This window comes from Corallococcus sp. CA053C (genome assembly GCF_003611675.1).
In the GTDB taxonomy this organism is placed as follows: Bacteria; Myxococcota; Myxococcia; order Myxococcales; family Myxococcaceae; genus Corallococcus.
Map to the genome: position 1 here is coordinate 1 of NZ_RAWA01000672.1, position 2,819 is coordinate 2,819.

Genomic DNA, 2,819 nt, shown 5'->3' on the forward strand with positions numbered 1-2,819 from the left:
AGGGGGGAAGGGGGCGCGCTATGCTGGCCTTTCCTGTCCCTGCTGCCTCGTCGCTGCTTGCCGTCGGAGGTTGCCCCCATGCGCCACAGTCCCCGTGGGGCCCCGTCGTGGGTCCTGTCCGCCGTGCTCGTCGTGTTCGGCCTCCTCGCCGGCTGCGCCGGTCCCCAACGCCACGCCTGGCTGCGCGACCGCACGGCGGCCGTCGCCTACTCACGGCCGCTCGCGGAGCTGTGGCCGGAGGTGAAGGCGATGATGGAGGAGCAGGGCTATTCGTGGCGCGAGTTGCAGGGGCGCTACGTGCTGGAGACGGAGTGGCTGGACTCCGGCGGCGGCACGCTGGGCCCCACGTCCTCCACGCGCTACCTCATCGAGGGCATCACGCTGCAGGACGGCCGGTGCGTGCTGCGCGCGCTCCGCAACGACCGCGTGCAGCAGTCCGTGGGCGTCAGCTACACCGACTCCGGCGGTGGCGGTTCGTCGTCCGGCAAGCTCGCGGATCCGAACGCGGTGGGCCGCAGCACCAGCGGCCTGGGCGCGGCCCAGAAGCAGAGCTACCGCGACCTGGAGCTGGAGCTGAAGTTCCTCCGGCGGCTGGACCCGAAGACCGCCTCGGCGCTGGAGGCCGAGGCGTCCGCGAAGTACCCCTGAGTCACTTCCAGGGGCGGGAGATGACGCAGGCGTTGATGCCGCCCACGCCCATGGACAGCTTGCCCGAGCAGCCCTCGGGCGCCGGCTCCTCGTGGTCGTACACGAAGCGGCGGTGCACCTTGCCAATCTGCTTGTTGAGCTCCGGCGCGGCCAGCGGCGTGGGGAAGACCTTGCCCTGTTCGGCGCCCAGGTACTGCGCGGTGAGCTCCCAGCCGCCGCCCGCGGACATGCCGTGGCCGAAGGTGCCCTTGCGCGCGGTGATGAGCACCGACTCCGGCAGCACGTCGCGCAGGTTCTGCACCTCCAGGAAGTCGCCCGGGGTGGCGGTGGCGTGCAGGTCCCAGCTGCCCACGTCCTTCGGCTCGCAGCCAGCGGCGTGGAGCGCCTCGCGGATGGCCAGCGTGGGGCCTTCCTTGGACGGGGTGATGATGTGGTCGGCGTCCGCGGTGACGCCCACCGCGACGGGCTCCAGGCCCAGGGCCTTGAAGCCCTTCGCGGTGAAGTGCTCGTAGTCGCCCACCACCCACACCACGGCGCCCCCGGCGATGTGCGTGCCGCGCAGCGCGGTGAGGGGCTTGGACACGGCGGCGTCCGCGGAGATGACGCGCGCGTTGTAGAAGCCGCCCACCACCAGCGGGTTGGGCGCCGCGTCCGTCATGCCCAGCACCACGGCCTTGGCCTCGCCCAGGCGGATGGCGTTCATGGCCAGCTTCAGGCCGTAGCCGAACGACGAGCACGCGGCCACGGGCGCGAACGTCATGCCGGTAATCTGGCCCAGCATGGACACCTGCGAGGCGGGCGTGTTGTGGATGTTCCACAGCACGTTGGAGGACACCGCGTTCCAGGGCGGCTCCGGGGAGCTCCACTTCTTCTGCAGGCGCCCGTTGCGGGTGCGCTTCTCCTTGATGACGGCGAGCTTGGCGGACTCCACGTCGCCCTCGTCGGGCACGCCCATGGATTCAATCTCGCGCAGCTCCTCCAGGTACTCGCGCAGCTCCGGCGAGCGACCGGCCCAGAAGTGCCACCAGTCATCCTCCGCCTTGTCGCGGTCCACCTCCTCGATGGTGGAGGGCTCCGGGGGCATGTCGGGCAGGGGCTCGCGCGTCTCGCGCCACGCGCGCACGGCGCTGTTGTGTTCGGGGCTGGCCCAGAAGCGGTCCCACCGGCGCTGGGCGCGGTAGAGGTCCAGGGAGATGTTCTGGATGGTGGGCAGGTCGCCCAGGCCGGTGCCCACGTAGACGTGCGCGCGGGCCCCCAGCTCCTGGAGCTCCTTCTCGATGCCGGGGTTCTGCGCCAGCGACTGGATGAAGGCGCCGATGGCGTACTGCGTGGGCTGCCCCATCTTCCGCTCCAACTGGGAGAAGCGGCTGCCGGGGAACCGGGCGTCGATCCACGGCTTGTAGTCGGCCAGGTTGAAGGTGGGGTTGCCGACGAGGAAGTTGTCCGGACCGAAGCCGTTGAAGGGGGTCAGCCAGGTCTCGGACGACGCGAGGTTCTGGGCGAAGGCCTCGATGTTGGGGGAACGCGGGGCAACCACGCCCCAGCCGAAGATTCCGACTCTGCGCACGGATGTTTCCTTCGCCGCCTGGGGGAAGACTACAGCGGCTGGATTTTCAGGTTGTCGAAGTGGACGCGCGTCTGCCAGCCCGAGAAGGCGAAGTGCTGGTTGCGCGGGCCGGACAGGGGCGAGGCGTCCTGGAGGGACAGGAAGGGCTTGCCATCCACCTCCCACGACAGGAGCCCGTCCTTGCGGGTGATCTTGAAGTGGTAGTGCTGGCCGGGAGTCACCACGGCGCCGTCGCGCACCGCGCGGTCGTTGGTGTGCTCGTGCTGCCGGGCGATGATGGACTGGGTGTTGCGCCAGCCGCCGAAGATGAAGACGTAGCCGGTGGCGGTGTACTGCAGGCGCGGGTCGCCCGCGTAGAAGGAGCGGCCGTCGCCCCAGGCCTCCACCTTCACGTCGCCCTCGGCGCTGTCGGACCAGGCGTCGAATTCGATGGTGGCGTTCTGGGGCAGGGGCTTCTTCAGCCACACCGGGCGGTTGCCCACGCCCTGCACCACCAGCGCTCCATCCTCCAGCGTCACGGCGGCGGGGTTCGTCACGTTCCAGGCGTCGCCCAGCGTGGCGCGGTTGAAGTCGTCCTCGGAGGGGCCCGGGGGCAGGGTGGGCT

At 70.4% G+C, this 2,819-nt stretch carries 3 protein-coding genes; 1 reads left to right on the forward strand and 2 read right to left on the reverse strand.

Going from position 1 to position 2,819, the window contains the following annotated elements:
* Positions 1-78 precede the first annotated feature (78 nt).
* On the forward strand, positions 79-648 hold the full coding sequence (locus tag D7V97_RS41930; protein ID WP_120616119.1) for a hypothetical protein: 570 nt from the start codon (positions 79-81) through the stop codon (positions 646-648).
* A 1-nt stretch (position 649) separates the two neighbouring features.
* Here the strand turns inward: D7V97_RS41930 and D7V97_RS41935 are convergent, their stop codons facing one another.
* Positions 650-2,215, reverse strand: coding sequence for a beta-ketoacyl synthase N-terminal-like domain-containing protein (locus tag D7V97_RS41935; RefSeq protein WP_120616120.1), 1,566 nt, complete (start codon positions 2,213-2,215; stop codon positions 650-652).
* Between the two features lie 29 nt (positions 2,216-2,244).
* Positions 2,245-2,819: family 16 glycoside hydrolase (locus D7V97_RS41940; protein WP_368669023.1), on the reverse strand; the 575-nt coding region annotated here is incomplete at its 5' end.